The sequence below is a fragment of the Paenibacillus sp. RC67 genome, assembly GCF_030020805.1.
Taxonomy (GTDB): domain Bacteria; phylum Bacillota; class Bacilli; order Paenibacillales; family NBRC-103111; genus Paenibacillus_S.
This window is the reverse complement of the sequence record NZ_CP125098.1, coordinates 758,572-773,502: the sequence shown is the minus strand read 5'-3', so window position 1 is coordinate 773,502 and position 14,931 is coordinate 758,572. Positions and strand designations below refer to the sequence as shown.

General features: G+C 46.0%; 13 protein-coding genes and 1 other annotated feature. Of the genes, 1 reads left to right on the top strand and 12 read right to left on the bottom strand.

Features of this window, described 5'->3' with window-relative positions; genetic code table 11:
• Window positions 1-104: 104 nt before the first annotated feature.
• The 12 genes from ilvN to QMA13_RS03545 all read right to left on the bottom strand — a co-directional run bounded on the left by ilvN (window position 105) and on the right by QMA13_RS03545 (window position 14,095).
• Window positions 105-593, bottom strand: a complete 489-nt coding sequence (ilvN, locus tag QMA13_RS03600) for an acetolactate synthase small subunit (RefSeq protein ID WP_282939566.1) — start codon at window positions 591-593, stop codon at window positions 105-107.
• Window positions 590-2,332: a biosynthetic-type acetolactate synthase large subunit gene (ilvB, locus tag QMA13_RS03595; protein ID WP_282939564.1), complete on the bottom strand. Its 1,743-nt coding sequence runs from the start codon at window positions 2,330-2,332 to the stop codon at window positions 590-592. The genes ilvN and ilvB overlap by 4 nt, the downstream gene beginning before the upstream one ends.
• 497 nt (window positions 2,333-2,829) lie before the next feature.
• A complete protein-coding gene (locus tag QMA13_RS03590) occupies window positions 2,830-3,216 on the bottom strand; it encodes a GtrA family protein (protein ID WP_282939562.1) in 387 nt (128 codons plus the stop codon).
• Window positions 3,216-5,783 carry a glycosyltransferase gene (locus QMA13_RS03585; protein WP_282939561.1) on the bottom strand — a complete coding sequence of 856 codons (2,568 nt, stop codon included), beginning with the start codon at window positions 5,781-5,783 and terminating at the stop codon, window positions 3,216-3,218. Before QMA13_RS03585 ends, QMA13_RS03590 begins: the two co-directional genes overlap by 1 nt.
• A 30-nt stretch (window positions 5,784-5,813) precedes the next feature.
• Window positions 5,814-8,081 carry a cyclic di-GMP-binding domain-containing protein, MshE-related gene (locus QMA13_RS03580; RefSeq protein ID WP_481858201.1) on the bottom strand — a complete coding sequence of 756 codons (2,268 nt, stop codon included), beginning with the start codon at window positions 8,079-8,081 and terminating at the stop codon, window positions 5,814-5,816.
• A 41-nt stretch (window positions 8,082-8,122) separates the two neighbouring features.
• Window positions 8,123-8,353 (bottom strand): hypothetical protein, encoded by a 231-nt coding sequence (locus QMA13_RS03575; RefSeq protein ID WP_282939557.1) that lies wholly within the window; start codon window positions 8,351-8,353, stop codon window positions 8,123-8,125.
• Window positions 8,354-8,356: 3 nt separating this feature from the next.
• The gene (locus QMA13_RS03570; RefSeq protein WP_282939556.1) at window positions 8,357-9,697 is read right to left on the bottom strand and encodes a sugar phosphate nucleotidyltransferase; all 1,341 of its coding nucleotides are present in this window, start codon (window positions 9,695-9,697) and stop codon (window positions 8,357-8,359) included.
• Window positions 9,698-9,935: 238 nt separating this feature from the next.
• A complete protein-coding gene (gene rplT, locus QMA13_RS03565; protein WP_282939555.1) occupies window positions 9,936-10,295 on the bottom strand; it encodes a 50S ribosomal protein L20 in 360 nt (119 codons plus the stop codon).
• Between the two features lie 41 nt (window positions 10,296-10,336).
• Complete coding sequence (rpmI, locus tag QMA13_RS03560; RefSeq protein WP_282939554.1) at window positions 10,337-10,540, bottom strand: 50S ribosomal protein L35; 204 nt, start codon at window positions 10,538-10,540, stop codon at window positions 10,337-10,339.
• A 22-nt stretch (window positions 10,541-10,562) separates the two neighbouring features.
• On the bottom strand, window positions 10,563-11,078 hold the full coding sequence (infC, locus tag QMA13_RS03555) for a translation initiation factor IF-3 (RefSeq protein WP_036746454.1): 516 nt from the start codon (window positions 11,076-11,078) through the stop codon (window positions 10,563-10,565).
• Between the two features lie 151 nt (window positions 11,079-11,229).
• Window positions 11,230-11,368, bottom strand: a sequence feature (ribosomal protein L20 leader region).
• Window positions 11,369-11,421: 53 nt separating this feature from the next.
• A complete protein-coding gene (locus tag QMA13_RS03550) occupies window positions 11,422-12,657 on the bottom strand; it encodes a glycosyltransferase family 2 protein (protein ID WP_282943237.1) in 1,236 nt (411 codons plus the stop codon).
• A 265-nt stretch (window positions 12,658-12,922) separates the two neighbouring features.
• A complete protein-coding gene (locus tag QMA13_RS03545) occupies window positions 12,923-14,095 on the bottom strand; it encodes a glycosyltransferase family 4 protein (RefSeq protein ID WP_282939553.1) in 1,173 nt (390 codons plus the stop codon).
• A 293-nt stretch (window positions 14,096-14,388) separates the two neighbouring features.
• Here QMA13_RS03545 and QMA13_RS03540 point away from each other — a divergent pair, with 293 nt between their 5' ends.
• Complete coding sequence (locus QMA13_RS03540; protein WP_282939552.1) at window positions 14,389-14,916, top strand: phosphatase PAP2 family protein; 528 nt, start codon at window positions 14,389-14,391, stop codon at window positions 14,914-14,916.
• The last annotated feature ends 15 nt before the right edge of the window (window positions 14,917-14,931 follow it).

Sequence of the window (14,931 nt, the reverse complement as noted above, 5' to 3'; positions counted from 1 at the left end):
CGGTAATGATTTTACGCCCTAAAGTAAAGTGATCCGCTCTAGCACCCACTCACAAGGTAATTGTATCGTTATTACTAGTTACCTTACAACATAGAAATAATGACTTATTTTACCGACCCGCGAATCATTGCGGTAACACCGGTTCTGGACAGCTCACGAATGCCATATGGCTTCAGGAGCTCTACCATGGCGTCGATCTTCTCGGAATCCCCAACCACTTGAACGATCAGTGAAGATGGACCGATATCGACAACCGCGGCGCGGAACGTTTCTACAACGCCCAAAATTTCAGGACGCGCGCTAGGCTCTGCGCTAACCTTGATCAAAGCCAGCTCACGCGCAACCATCGGGTTAGAGCTCAGGTCAACTACTTTAATGACATCGATCAGCTTATACAGCTGCTTGGAGACTTGCTCCAGCGTCTTTTCGTCGCCTGTCGTTACGATAACCATACGGGAGAGGCCCGATTCCTCGGATTCTCCTACCGTGATGCTCTCGATGTTAAAGCCTCTGCGTCCGAACAAGCCGGATACACGCTGAAGGACGCCAGGCTGGTTGTTCACTAGTACGGAAATGGTATGTTTGTAATTCATTCCGAATCCCCCATTATCATTTCATCTATCGTCGAGCCCTGTGTAACCATCGGATACACGTTCTCACCTTTACGGACTACGAATTCGACGAGTACCGGACCCGGGGTGTCCAGAGCTTCCTGCCAAGCACGACGCGCTTCCTCTTTGTTGGTCGCTCTCAAGCCTTTTACACCGTAGGCTTCTGCCAGCTTGACGAAGTCAGGGCTTCCCGCCAGGTCGATATGGCTGTAACGGTTGTCATAAATAATTTCCTGCCATTGACGCACCATGCCTAACACTTGGTTATTGATAACGGCAATTTTAACAGGGATGTTATTGATGGCACAAATGGCCAACTCCTGCGAGCACATTTGCATACCGCCGTCACCGTTGATCGATACGACCAAACGATCCGGATGAGCTACCTGCGCACCGATTGCAGATGGGAACCCAAAGCCCATCGTGCCCAATCCGCCAGAGGTGATAAAAGAACGCGGGTGATTGAATTTATAATATTGGGCAGCCCACATTTGATGCTGGCCTACGTCTGTCGATACGATTGCTTCACCGTTCGTCGTTTCGTGAATCATCTCGATAACATGCTGCGGCTTCAATTCCGTATCGGAATCCTTGTAGCGCAATGGACGATTTTTCACGTTTTCTTGGACTACTTTAATCCATGCTTCCGATTGGGAAGGCTTCGCTTTTTGCAAGGCCATTTGCAGAACTGCTTTAACATCGCCAACGCATGGAATTGTGGCTTCCACGATTTTGCCGATTTCCGCAGGATCCACGTCGATATGAACGATTTTCTTCGCTTGAGGAGCGAAGCCGTTCACTTTCATCGTTACCCGGTCATCAAAACGGGCACCGATGCTGATGAGCAGGTCGCAATTTTGCAAGGCTTGGTTAGCCGCATAAGCTCCGTGCATTCCCGGCATACCGAGCCACAGCTCGTGTGCACTTGGGAATCCGCCTAATCCGAGCAGCGTCGTCGTTACCGGAATCCGTGTTTTCTCTACAAACGCAAGCAGCTCTTCCGATGCGTTCGAATAGACAACACCGCCACCAGCCAGAATGACTGGACGCTCCGATTCAGCGATAGCTTCCAGCATCCGATCTACCTGCAGCTTATTAGGCTGAACCGTCGGATTGTAACCGCGAATTTCCACCTTGTCCGGGTAGTAGTAAGGCGCCTTGTCATTCGATACATCCTTCGGAATATCGATCAGGACCGGCCCTTTACGTCCAGTAGAAGCAATGTGGAAAGCTTCCTTGATGATGCGAGGCAAATCATTTACGTCGCGAACCAGATAGCTGTGCTTCGTAATCGGCATCGTGATACCGGTAATGTCAGCCTCTTGGAATGCGTCCGTCCCGATGACCGACGTCGCTACGTTTCCTGTTATGACAACCAACGGCACCGAATCCATATAAGCTGTCGCAATCCCTGTCACGAGGTTGGTAGCCCCCGGACCGGAAGTGGCGATACAGACGCCAACCTTTCCTGTGGAACGGGCATATCCATCCGCCGCGTGAATAGCTCCTTGCTCATGGCGCGTAAGAAGGTGTTTGAAATCCTTATTTCCGTGCATCGCATCGTAAATATATAAAACCGCCCCGCCTGGGTAACCAAAGACGCAATCTACGTCCTCCAGCAGCAAACTACGCAGTAACATTTCCGACCCTGTGATAACATCCGGCTGCAGCAGCTCTTTACGCAATTGTTCTTTTGACTTTTGAGTGGTTTGAACGATCATGATATTTTTCCTCCTCTCGAAAAATGAGAAAAACGTCTTCTGACGTAATTCGTGATGTACGACCGCCATAGCGGTATTTTTCAATGCAAAAAACCCCTCTCATCCCAAACGCCGACAAAGAGCGTCTGAAGGGACGAAAGGGGTTAAATCTTCCGTGGTACCACCCAGAATTTGTTATCTGCCTCACAGCAAATAACCTTAGCAGGTATGAAGCCATACTTCAGCAACCATACCTTCAGCACGGTAACGTGTGCTATTCCGATTTCCCCTACTAGCTAAGCCATTCATAACCGGCATACTTTTCAGGGAAACAGCTCCGAGGTGAGCTCGTACATAAGGGATTAAGGCATCGGTTCCAGCTTATCCTCTGCTCTCTGAACATAAGAGCCCTTATAACTTCGTCCTCATCATTGCCGTTATCAGCAAGTTGTACTTTTCAATCATTATATGCCGAAACATCTGAAGAGTCAAGTGGCATTCCAACACTATAAATTCCCTTAAGAATGTGCTGTTTGACGAAACGTCCAATAGTAGTTGAATATAAAATTAGAAATCGGCACTGCGATCACCACGAAGCATTGACCGATCAAGTAATTCCAGTGCAGCAAATCCACAGCCGTGTACATAATACCGCTGTTTAACAGCAGCCCAAAACCTGAGACCACAGTATATTTAACCAAAGGTCGCCACCCGGAGGGTGAGTCTTGGAAGGTCCAATATTTGTTAAGCAAATACGATACTAGGAGAACGACAATAAAGCCGATTGCTGAAGCCCAAACCGGCTGCATTCGGGCCCACTCCACTAGCGCAACCAGGACAGCGAAATGTAATAAGGTCCCCAAGACACCAACGATACCATACTTTAATATCAATTTTATTTTCATTACATTCGACTCACTTCTAGCGCTTGTTCCGTCTCGCTGCTCAAACTATGAATTTTATCGCTGACCAGATAGCGGGGTCTCCCCTTAACCTCATTATAAATCGATGCTATATATTCGCCAATAATCCCCAAAGAAATCATAATGACGCTGCCTATAATAAGCAGAAGCAGAATAACTGTTGTAAAGCCGGTCACTGCATTGCCCAGAAATTTTTGGAATAAGGTTTGAATGCCAAGGATAATAGCCCCAAGAAAAAAGATCACACCGAATATACTAACAAAACGAAGCGGTATGGACGAGAAGGCCACGACCGCATTAACTGCCAGCTTCAGCAGATTTGTAAAGCTCCATTGACTATTGCCATCCACCCTTTCCGGTACTTCAAAATCGATTTGCACCTTATCAAAGCCTAACCAGGCAACCATACCTCTAAAAAAGGTGTTTCTCTCCGGCATTTCCCTCCAAGCTCGAACGACCTTTTGATCCAATAATTTATAATCTGAAGCGCCTCTCAGCTCATATCCGGACAGCTTGTTCAATATGGTGTAAAACATGGAAGAGCCGATCGCTTTGTCCAGCGTTTCATTCCCTCGACTCCGCTTGACGCACTCCACAACATCCTTCCCCTCTTCCCTCCACAAATGGACCATTTGCTGTAATAGCTCAGGGGGATGCTGCATATCGGAATCCATTATGATGACCGCTTTGCCACGGGCATGCTCTAACCCTGCACACATAGCTAGCTCTTTACCAAAATTTCGACTGAGCCGTAAGGCATAAAAATGCTGTGAAAGCTCACCAAATTGAGTTAGCTTATCCCAGGTTGAATCCTTGGAGCCATCATCAATAATAATGATCTCATAAGACGAAGTAATTCGACTGATTTCTTTTTCTACCCTGCTTAAGGACTGAACAATATGAACCTCTTCATTAAAAACGGGAATAATGACCGATATTTCAGGTTCCATGCTATTCATTCGGCTCCCCCCATCCGTCGTTCGGATAACCTTATATAATCTCCATTTCCCGCCAAATTCCTTATAAAGCTCGCACCATGGAGCACCTTTTTCATAAAGCTGATATTTTTGATTATCGATGCTGTCTGCAGAGCTTTTATCCGGCTTTGGACTAAGAATGAAATCAACACCGCTCCCTACCGGGTCTTCCAATGATTCATGGAATTTAAAATCACTCGTAATAAGATACTTTTCGGGATGCTGACTGTTAAGGATCACGGAATAAGCAGAGTAGGAATCCATCAGGATGTTGTAGCCTGCCAGATCAGTATCCAAATATTGTGCTATTTCCTTCTCGACCGTCTGGGATACTGCGTAGTGCTCGGCTTGAATAAACTTATTCTCATCTGGCGCAATTTGTGGATTCATCAACGCAGATGTGAGCAGGACACAAGTTGCTGCCATACCGGAAATAACGATGCTGTAATTTACAAACGTTTTTTTCAATGAGGCCAGCTCATAGGGCAACCATGCCACTGTAATAGGCAATACGTACATAAAATAACGGAACCAACCATAAGAGGTACCCTTTAATAGCATTAACCATTGAAGTGTAATAATAGAAATAAACAACAGCATCAGGACGAGAAAATCCCATAAGACCCAACGTCGGTTCCAAATTCTAAGCAGAATAATGCTAAGAAGAGGAATAGAGTAGTACGCTGTTTTTTTCAAAACAAATAAGCTGGCAGGAATCGGATGTCCAATCATCTCAGCGAATTTCTCTTCGGATGCCAGCTGCTGCGCCTGAGCTACATTAGAATAATCCCCGTTTAGGAAAAACAAAGGATTCCCCATAATTAAATAGTTAAACCAGATCCACAGCAAACCCGAGAATACAATCGGAGAAAGCATCAGTACCCAGGTTCCCTCAACATGAAAATATTTATATTTAAACGTATGTCGGGGAAGTTGTTCTGTATCGGCGTCCTGTCGTGGTATCAGGAATATAATAATGATTACGGCCAAGCCCATTGCGGCACCCAGTGGTACGGCCTCATATCGAGTCCAGAAAGCGAGGGCAAGCGCAAAGCTAACCTTGATAAGACTTCTGACGTTCCGGGTTCTAATCCAGTGACTCAAATGAACAACCGAGTACATGATAAAAAAGATAAAAGGCGCATCGCTCATTCCGTTAGCCCCGAACAGGAACATAAAAGGGTTGCAGCTGAATAAGAGACTGAATAGGATTGCAAACCAGCCAGGCATTCCAAAGCTTACTACAGCACGAGCCAGCATAGCCGCGGTCATCCCGGCAAAAAGACTGCTCATAATAACTCCAGCCAACCCTGAAGATGCTAGTGCTGGAAACCAGTGATATGGTAACAGGAAAACCAGATCTACCAAACTAGGCAGCGGAGTCCAAACAAAGCCGATTGCCCCCAAATGAGGATTCCGGCTAAACAAGACATAGAATGCATTAGCGACACGGCTCATAGCATCAGAATGAACATAACCGACGACATGGCTTACATAGTACCCTACTGCAAATTCAAGCCCAAATAGAAGGAGGAACAATGCCCAATACACACTACGATGAAGCTTGACCATCTGTTTCCTCCTCCTACCTTTACATCTTGATTATTTAGAAACTGTTGTTTGCTTGTTAAGTCCATGAGTCGTCTTTTCCCAATAAAACGGCTTTGTGATCAACTGCCATGCTGCTTTTATTGCTGCAATACTCATTAGTACCCAATAGATTGGCGTAAGAAGGGCATGCTTCACAAAACGATACGAAAAAACATGTTCTTTTTTTCTTTCCAGTTGATCGATAACCCAATACACTCCAGCAACGTTGCTGAACACAAACAAGAAATTACCGATCAAAAACTCTATCGCCGCCAAATAGTAGATAACCCCCGGGAAAAACTGAGGAATCCATGCCGCCTTCCAACCGTACCACAGCACGATCATCACCCAGAATATCGGGTTTAAGAGTGGCAGCATCGGCGTGGCGAGCACCATAACCTGAAAACCCATAAAGCCCTTGAAGCCGAGCTCCCGATACAATCGTAAAGGATTGCGCATATGGACGAGCCATGTTTGCATGTAGCCTTTGATCCAGCGAGACCGTTGACGTATCCAGTTCCCTACCCGGCTGTTGGCTTCTTCCCATGTTCTCGAATCGACGATAGCTGTCGTGTAACCCGATTTATAGAGTCGAATGCCCAAGTCGGCATCCTCGGTCACATTATAAGGGTCCCATGCATTAATTTCTTTGAGCACGGACATTTTAAAATGGTTGGAAGTCCCTCCGAGCGGAATCGGAATGTCCAGCTGCATAACGCCGGGCAGCAGTAATTCGAACCACATGCTGTACTCATGGGTAAACCAGCGCGTAAGCAGGTTCTGCTCGCTATTAAAATAATTTAGCTTGGCCTGGATGCAGGCACAATGCTCAGGATTATTCATAAAAGCCGCATGCACCTTCTTAAGCTGGTCGGAATCTGGACGATCCTCCGCATCATAAATGACAACGTACTCCCCACGTGCTCTGATAAGTCCGTAATTACATGCCTTGGGCTTTGTCTTAGGCAGGCTGTGGGGCACAACAATCGTCGTGTAGTATGCAGGGAGCTTCATTTCTTTTAACAATACCTGTGCTTCGACATCATCTTCCTCAATGAGAAGCCTCACATCCAGCTTTGCTTTGGGGTAGTCCAGCTGCTCGATGTTGTTCAGCAAATGCGGAATGATATGGCTTTCCTTGTACATAGGGACAAGAATCGTATACATCGGCAGCGTTCTCTCGTCGATAGCATCGATTTGCTCTTGAGTAAAGCGAATCTGTGCACGATCCCGGGTTCCGTACATAATGATCATGAACTTGAATAAGGTCATGGAGAAATAAAAGATTTGAATCGCAATATTAATAACGATTAACGTATGAAACCAATCCAGGCCGAGGCTAACCAAAAGCAAAAACAGTCCGATTCCTGCTGCCACAAGCTGCGCTTTGGTAAATGTAACATGGGCCGAATTCTGTGGCTGTTCATTCACCAGCTTCTGTGTGCTTTCTGCCATCAGCTCTGTTGGGTATATTTCCTTCCAGAAAAATTCCATTTCCTCGCGCGTAGCCAATACTTGCTCAATGGGCAGACCCAGCCAGTCTACCAATGCTTTGCGTGACTCGTCAGACAAAGGCCCTCCGACCGCGACCAAGTATCGGTGCGAGCTCTGATTAATGACGACAGCGTCGTAACGTCGTGCCATCGATTCCGGTAATCGATTTACCGTATCAAAATCGAATTCTGTGCCGATACGTCCGAGGTTATTTTGTGTGGCAATATGTCGATACAGCCTCTCGGGTTCGATGTAACGCAGAGACATTAGTATATCTCCGAGCATACCGCCGCTCTTGCGCTGAAAATCCAACGCCTGGTTCAACTGCTCTTGCGTAATGGCGCCTGTCTCTACCAACATGTCGCCAAGTCGCCCTTTATGTGATTGGCGGTTCATAATGGCTGCGATTTGTTCCTTTTGGGCGAAGCCCATCTCAGCAACGATATCGCCGAGTCTGCCGCCTAATTTGCGCTGCTCCTCTACCGCTGCCGCCAATTGCTGTTCCGTAATTAGCCTTTCCTCGACAAGCAAATCGCCAAGCCTCATTCTAGGCTTACCCACTTGCTCCTCCAGTAAAGGCTTGAAGCCTTCTTGATCCAGTATAGACAGCTTCTGCGCTATCAAGGCTTCAACATATTGATCCTTGGATTCGAGCTCTCGCTGAAGCAACTCAATTTGTTTGTGAAGCTCACCCAATCGCTTTTGCTGAGCCAGGCTCTCTGTTTCAACTTGCATTCTTTTATTTCGTATACGTTGTTCCAGCTGCGTTGCATGTTTATCGGTCATGCCTCTGCGGAGTCCGAGCCAGGCGAGACCGAATGATCGTTTTAATTCCGGTTTCTTTGAATCCATTGCTTTAAACCCAACTCCAGCCGGTCTAATTCATCTATTTTATGTTTAAGGGCAGCTAACTCGCTCAGCAGCTCCGCTTCCTTCTGCTTGTACGTTGTTTCTCCCTCTCTAAGCTGCTCGTCCAACTGAACCTCTTCAGCTTCCAATGTAGAAAAATAACGCTCCACCTTGCGAGGATCATACCCTAACAGCGACTTTTCTCTCACAGCCTAATCACTCCTTTTGAGAGCTGTAATCGTCTTAACAATTTCTATGACATGGGCTGTTTCAATAGCTTGAAGCACAGCCGTATCCGAATCATCCAGCACGATGGTGCTGCCAGAAGGCAGCGTAATGATCTCATTGTTCTTAATTACCCTCGTGACACCATGCACAATCGACCAGGTTACAGTCCGGCTGCGGCTTTCAAGGATTGTTTGTCGTTCCATTTCTGAGCCTGCTTCCAGGCAGATACGACGAGTCGTTACTACTGTTCCGTCCTCCATAGTGCATTGATCCAAATCACGTGAGTATATGGGTGAACTCTGGTCATCGCAGCTTGTCCGTTTCTTTTCCTGCATACGGTTTAATGCTTCTTTAAGCTGCCCGTCCTCCCCTTTGTGCGTAACCAAAATCCCTTCAGGACTAGCCGCTACAACTACGTCGGACAAGCCTAGCACAATAACCGGAGACATCGTTTCATTAATGATATGAACGCCGCTGCAGCCTTTGCCGATATAGCCCGCACCCGTCACCGATTCGCTTAATTCTTCCGTTAACGAGCTCCACGTTCCAAGATCTTTCCACGGCCCCTCATATACGAGTGCTGCTATCCGCTGCTCCCTCTCCACTACTGCATAATCAAAGCTTCGGCTCTCCAAGCCGGCGTAAGCAAGGAGCAGCTCTTCATACGTATCCGGCAGCTCCATCTTCTTCAGGATATCCAGCAGAAATCCCGCTTTAAAACAAAAGACACCGCAATTCCAGAGAGCACCCAGCTCAATATACCTTGCCGCATCTCCTGCAGAAGGCTTCTCATAAAAACGACGGATGGTTACAGCCTCCGCTCCCAAGCTTGCAGCCTCCGGAAGCATATATCCATACTTCTCAGACGGCATAGTGGGCTTCACTCCCATCAGCGCAACATTGGCCTCGGAGCTATCTAGAACTTCTGGGAGCTTCAGCAAAGCGTCATAAAAAGAATCCTCCACTTGTCCGTCAACAGGCAGTACAATGACCGTCTCGTCACGGGATATACCTCCATGGGTGTACAGGTAAGCCACCGACAGCAAAATGGCGGGAAACGTATCCCTCTTAGCCGGTTCTAGCACAAGATCGACATGACGACCTAGCTGCTCGCGAATTTGCTCCCTCTGACTTACAGCCGCTGCAATAATGGCAGAACGGTGCAATTGACGACTTTCAAGCTGTCTCCATACTTTTCGAAGCATGGACACCGGTTCGGTCTGACGCCCCTCGCTGAACAAGGGTATGAACTGCTTCGATCGCTGTTCGTTCGATAAAGGCCACAACCGTGTACCTGAGCCCCCAGAGAGCAACACAAGCTTCATAGGTATCACCCAATCTCTTTTTAAAAATAATAATCGACTTATTTCGACGTAATTTATTCCATTAATGAGACTAAAGTCCTATTATAATATATCATAACATAAAAAGGTTATAAAATAATTAAGTAAATATTAGCTATTGATTAGGATTTATATTTATTACCCATTCTCCAAGAAAACAAAAAAAAAATCGCTTGCCCACTGAACTAAGTCAAGGGAAGCGATTTTTCACGTGCTATAGTTATGCGTTCACTTTTTGCTTAGCTGCAGTAGCCAAGTCGTTAAACGCGTTAATGTCGTTTACAGCCAGTTCAGCCAAGATTTTGCGGTTAACTTCGATACCGGACAGTTTCAAGCCGTGCATGAATTTGCTGTAAGACAAGCCGTTCATGCGAGCTGCTGCGTTGATACGAGTGATCCACAATTTACGGAAGTCGCGTTTTTTCTGACGACGGTCACGGTATGCATACAGTAAGGATTTCATTACTTGCGCATTAGCTGTTTTAAATAAACGGTGTTTGGAACCGAAATAACCTTTAGCCAATTTCAAAATCTTTTTATGACGACGACGAGTTACGAACCCGCCTTTTACTCTTGCCATGATTCATTACCTCCAAAGTTTAAGTAGAATAAAATTACGAATTAACCTTTGATGTTAGCCAGTTGTTGTTTCAAGCGTCTTACGTCGCCTGCAGCCATAACCGGGTTAGTAGCTAGAACACGTTTTTGACGTGCGGATTTGCTGGACAACAGGTGGTTTTTGTAGGCTTTGTATCTTTTTACTTTGCCTGTACCTGTAATCTTGAAACGATTTTTCAAGCTGCTATGTGTTTTCATTTTTGGCATGACGTGTAGTCCTCCTTATAAATTATACTTGCTGCTTCGGCGATAAAATCATGATCATGCTGCGGCCTTCCAGCTTCGGTCTGCGCTCAACAATGCACAGTTCCTCCACTTCGGCTGCCATCCGCTCAAGCACTTTTTGCCCGATGCTAGCATGGGCGATCTCACGACCGCGGAAACGGACGCTCAGCTTGACCTTGTCGCCATCATTCAAAAACTTCACGACGTTGCGCTGCTTTGTTTGAAAGTCATGCTCATCGATCGTGGCACTCAAGCGAACTTCTTTAATTTCGATGACTTTCTGGTTTTTACGGGCTTCTTTTTCTTTCTTCTGCATTTCGTAGCGGTACTTCCCGTAATCCATAATCCGGCACACCGGCGGCTTAGCCGTTGGGGCAACGTTAACCAAGTCCAAACTGGCATCCACAGCAATCTGAAGCGCTTCGCGAATCGGCTTGATTCCGAGCTGCTCTCCATCCGCACCGATCAGACGAACTTCCTTCGCCCGAATTTCATCGTTAATTAAATGCTCTGTACTAATAACCTGCCACCTCCAAAAGGATTGTGAGATATGCCTCTATTCGGATCTTTCAAAAATGAGCGACCACGTTTAGAGGTTTGGTTTATTCGCCAATAGGAATGATCTTTCACTCAGCAACTCGCTTAAGTTAATTTAGACATCCCTATGTGCTAAAAAAGAAAAGACGCGGGCGCAAAAGGCCCACGTCTATTAAGGTTCAAGTGATCGATTTCATTCCACATTCACTTTAGCTTATTGACCAGCCAACCTTAAGTCGGTCAGGTGAGAAGCGGGCGCTTCTTCTTTTGCACCAAAGAATCATAACATATTCTCTATTTCAAGTCAACTACTTAATCCTAATTGATTAGCTAACCTGTTTGCTTTGAACTTCTTCCAAGCGGATAACCCTCGTATGCTCGGTATGGCTCCATTGTTTGTTGTTTTGCGTGAAGAACGCATACACCGTAATCGGCCACCAGGACAGCATAAATACAGGGAAGGTAATCAGGTAAAGCCATGTTTTCCAAGATGCCTTCTCGATAATCAGCGCCAATGGGAACAAGACATAGCTTACGATAGCTACAATCGTAAACAGAATTGGCGCATAATCGAACAGCGATCTTAAAGACGGAATGCCTGGCATCATCATATCAATCCATAATGCGATGGAAACGACAGAGGCGATCAGAATAACATATACATTCAATGCATACACAGCCGTATCGAGTTTGGCCCAGCTAGCTTCCTTCAATCCCTGCCAGAACAAAGGGAAGAAATAGCGGCGTGCAACATCGAAATGCCCCTGCATCCATCTTAAACGCTGTCTTGCCGATGCCTTGAAGGTCAAAGGCTTCTCATCATAAACCTTCGCATCATAATTAAACGTAGGGTTAATGCCGCGTTGTACGCAGCGCATTGTAAACTCCAAGTCTTCAACCAGGCTTGTTGCACCCCAGCCGATTTCTTTCAGTAGGTCGGTTTCAAAGCACATGCCCGTTCCGCCCAAGAAATTGGCCAATCCAAGATTTTCGCGTGGCAGCTGCCACAAGCGATTGCAGTACCAGTATGTTACCGCATAAGCTGCGGTAATCCAAGAATCATTCGGATTTTTAGTATCCAAGTAAGCTTGAATAACTCTCGAGCCGTTGCACAAATCATTGTTCATGTGCGTCAAGTAATCCGGGTTCACCAGATTGTCTGCATCGAACATAACAACCGCATCATAGCTGCGTGGCATTTTCCAAAGCTCTTTGAGCATCCATTCGATTGCGAAGCCTTTACCACGAAGCTTCGGATTGTTGCGCTCGCAAGCATAAACGCCCATACTCCGGGCAATGTCTGCGGTTTTGTCCGTACAGTTATCGCAAATTACGAAAACATCATACAACTCTTTCGGATAATCAAGGTTCTTCAGGTTATCGATCAGCGCTCCGACGACTTGTTCTTCGTTATGTGCCGCAACCAGTATGGCAAAAGACTTTTGCGGCGCATGCTGCGCTTTAGGCTTGCGTCTGTACCAGCCAAAGCATGTCAAAAAAAGCTGATAACCTCCGACCAACGCCAAGACAATCTGAATGCTAAGTATAACATTGTCCAGCATCATAAATCCCCCTTTTTTATGTACCCCAAAGTCTTTTCTCTCTCTACTCTATAGTTATGAACTTCGATGGTCTCTTTTGGATTTGTGTGGGTAGCCGAATATGATTTTCCTCTCTTTGCCCCGTTTTGTCAAAAGCCTCTGAAAGCTCCTTTAAGTCAGATATCTGAACAATAAGGCCAAAAACAAGGCAAATTAAACAAAGCTCTCTGCCAGCCAGCTATTACATCTCATTTTCATCGATTTTCAGCGTTTTTTCAGCTTAACATTATTTAGCAGCAATAGCGTCCGAGCTCCTTGCGGTCCCGGAACTGTTCATTACGTTCAAATAGCTCTCATACAAGCCGGCAAAGATGTGATCCCACGACTGCTGTAAGCTGTATACACGCCCTGCCGCGGACAATTGGGAACGGTATACGCTATTATGATACAACAATTCCACGGCGTGTACAAATTGTGGAATATCTCCCGGAGGGCATAGAATCCCTGTGTGACCATGCTCAATAATATCCTTTACCCCGCCAGCGTCAGATCCAATCACCGGAGTTCCAGACGCCATGGCTTCGAGCACTACATTACCGAACGTTTCTGTCTCGGATGGAAACAAAAACAGATCTGCGGCCGCATACAACTCGCTTAACTCCTGACCTTGCTTGAATCCGGTAAACGTTACGTCAGGTTGGTGTTCGTACTGTTCCAGAAGCGGCCTATACAACGGACCATCCCCAGTAATTACAAGCTGCGAAGCAGACCGTATAGGCTCAGGAAGCGCAAAATAAGTCTCCATAACGACATCAACGCTTTTCTCTGGCGCCAGCCTTCCGACAAAAAGAATCACAAATTTTCTCGGCTGAATTCCATATTGTTGTACTATTCGCTCTTTATCGACAATAGGATGAAAACGGCTTGTTTCCACTCCGCGGGACCATATTTCCAGATGCTGAAGTCCCTTTTTTTGCAAGTGCAGCAGGGTTGATCGAGAAGGAACATATATCCTTTGGCAGTCCTGATGGAACCAGAGCAAGTATTTCCAAAGCATGGGTTCCATCCACTGAAGCTTGTAAAAAGATAAGTATTGGTCGAAATGCGTATGATAGGAAGCTACGAGCGGTACGGAGTTTCTTTTGGCAAAGTGGAGTCCTGTCAGTCCTAAATTGAACGGAGTAGCCACGTGGATTAAATCAGGCATAAAAGCTTTCAGTGTCTTGTTCAGATGGATGGGATTAGGGATAGCCAACCTGCATTCAGGATACAATAAAAAGGGAATACTGTAATAACGTTCCACCATTTTAGTGTGAGAATAAGCCTCCGCTTCGCCACACGGCGCAAATACTTTGCATTCTGCTCCTTTAGACTCTAGAAACTTCACCCAACGACCTAAGGTTTTGGCCACTCCGTTAACATCCGGAAGGAATGTATCCGTGAATAAAGCTATTCTCATGATAGCTCCTCCTTAGAACTTTACGAAGTAAAGTTCACTTCGTAAGCATCCGCTTAGAACTTTACGAAGTAAAGTTCACTCCGTAAGCATCCGCTTAAAACTTTATGAAGTGAAGTTCGCCTCATATTACGTCTCATTCTAGAGAAGGAGTGTTATGAGAGCATCAATGGAACATTAAAATTTTGCTCCAACCAATTTATTATGGATTTGATATTCCATTAACAAAAGGAGATTACACTATGTATATGTACATCAGATAGAGCTTATCCCACTTTTTAAAGGAGGCGAGGTTGTTGAGCAGAGTTGTGCTTTGGCTTCAGTTCCATGAAAATCGAATGTTTTGTTGGGTCAATCAGCGTCTGCAGCATAGGGTGCTTGATTATCTTTTTAATACAATAACCCACTTGGGAGGCGCCACTATCACCATCTTAGCGGCTTTGAGTTTAAGCTTATTTGGGCAGGACAGCTGGAGAATGGCCGGCTTTCACTGCTGTGTCGCCCTGGCACTCAGCCATATCCCTGTAGCTATCATCAAACGCGCTTATCCGCGTCTTCGTCCTTATCTTGTTCTTCCTGACACGAATACATGCAAAAAACCTCTTACCGATCATTCTTTTCCGTCAGGTCATACCACTGCCATTTTTTCCATCGCCGTGCCGTTAGTGTTTGCCGCTCCTTGGCTTGGGACAATTTTAATTCCACTTGCATTCTTTGTAAGCTTGTCGCGTATATATTTAGGACTCCACTATCCATCCGACTGCTTGGCCGGATTTATCATCGCAATGACTGCCGCACTAATCACAGCGCCCATATTCGGGTAATGATTTGGACATAAT

Bases quoted from the DNA above. Each gene is read 5' to 3' on its own strand.
- ilvB (WP_282939564.1), bottom strand. From the start codon at position 2,332: ATGATCGTTCAAACCACTCAAAAGTCAAAAGAACAATTGCGTAAAGAG.
- QMA13_RS03570 (WP_282939556.1), bottom strand. From the start codon at position 9,697: ATGAAGCTTGTGTTGCTCTCTGGGGGCTCAGGTACACGGTTGTGGCCT.
- ilvN (WP_282939566.1), bottom strand. From the start codon at position 593: ATGAATTACAAACATACCATTTCCGTACTAGTGAACAACCAGCCTGGC.
- QMA13_RS03585 (WP_282939561.1), bottom strand. From the start codon at position 5,783: ATGGTCAAGCTTCATCGTAGTGTGTATTGGGCATTGTTCCTCCTTCTA.
- QMA13_RS03545 (WP_282939553.1), bottom strand. From the start codon at position 14,095: ATGAGAATAGCTTTATTCACGGATACATTCCTTCCGGATGTTAACGGA.
- QMA13_RS03550 (WP_282943237.1), bottom strand. From the start codon at position 12,657: ATGCTGGACAATGTTATACTTAGCATTCAGATTGTCTTGGCGTTGGTC.
- QMA13_RS03580 (WP_481858201.1), bottom strand. From the start codon at position 8,081: ATGACCGATAAACATGCAACGCAGCTGGAACAACGTATACGAAATAAA.
- QMA13_RS03590 (WP_282939562.1), bottom strand. From the start codon at position 3,216: ATGAAAATAAAATTGATATTAAAGTATGGTATCGTTGGTGTCTTGGGG.
- rplT (WP_282939555.1), bottom strand. From the start codon at position 10,295: ATGGCAAGAGTAAAAGGCGGGTTCGTAACTCGTCGTCGTCATAAAAAG.
- rpmI (WP_282939554.1), bottom strand. From the start codon at position 10,540: ATGCCAAAAATGAAAACACATAGCAGCTTGAAAAATCGTTTCAAGATT.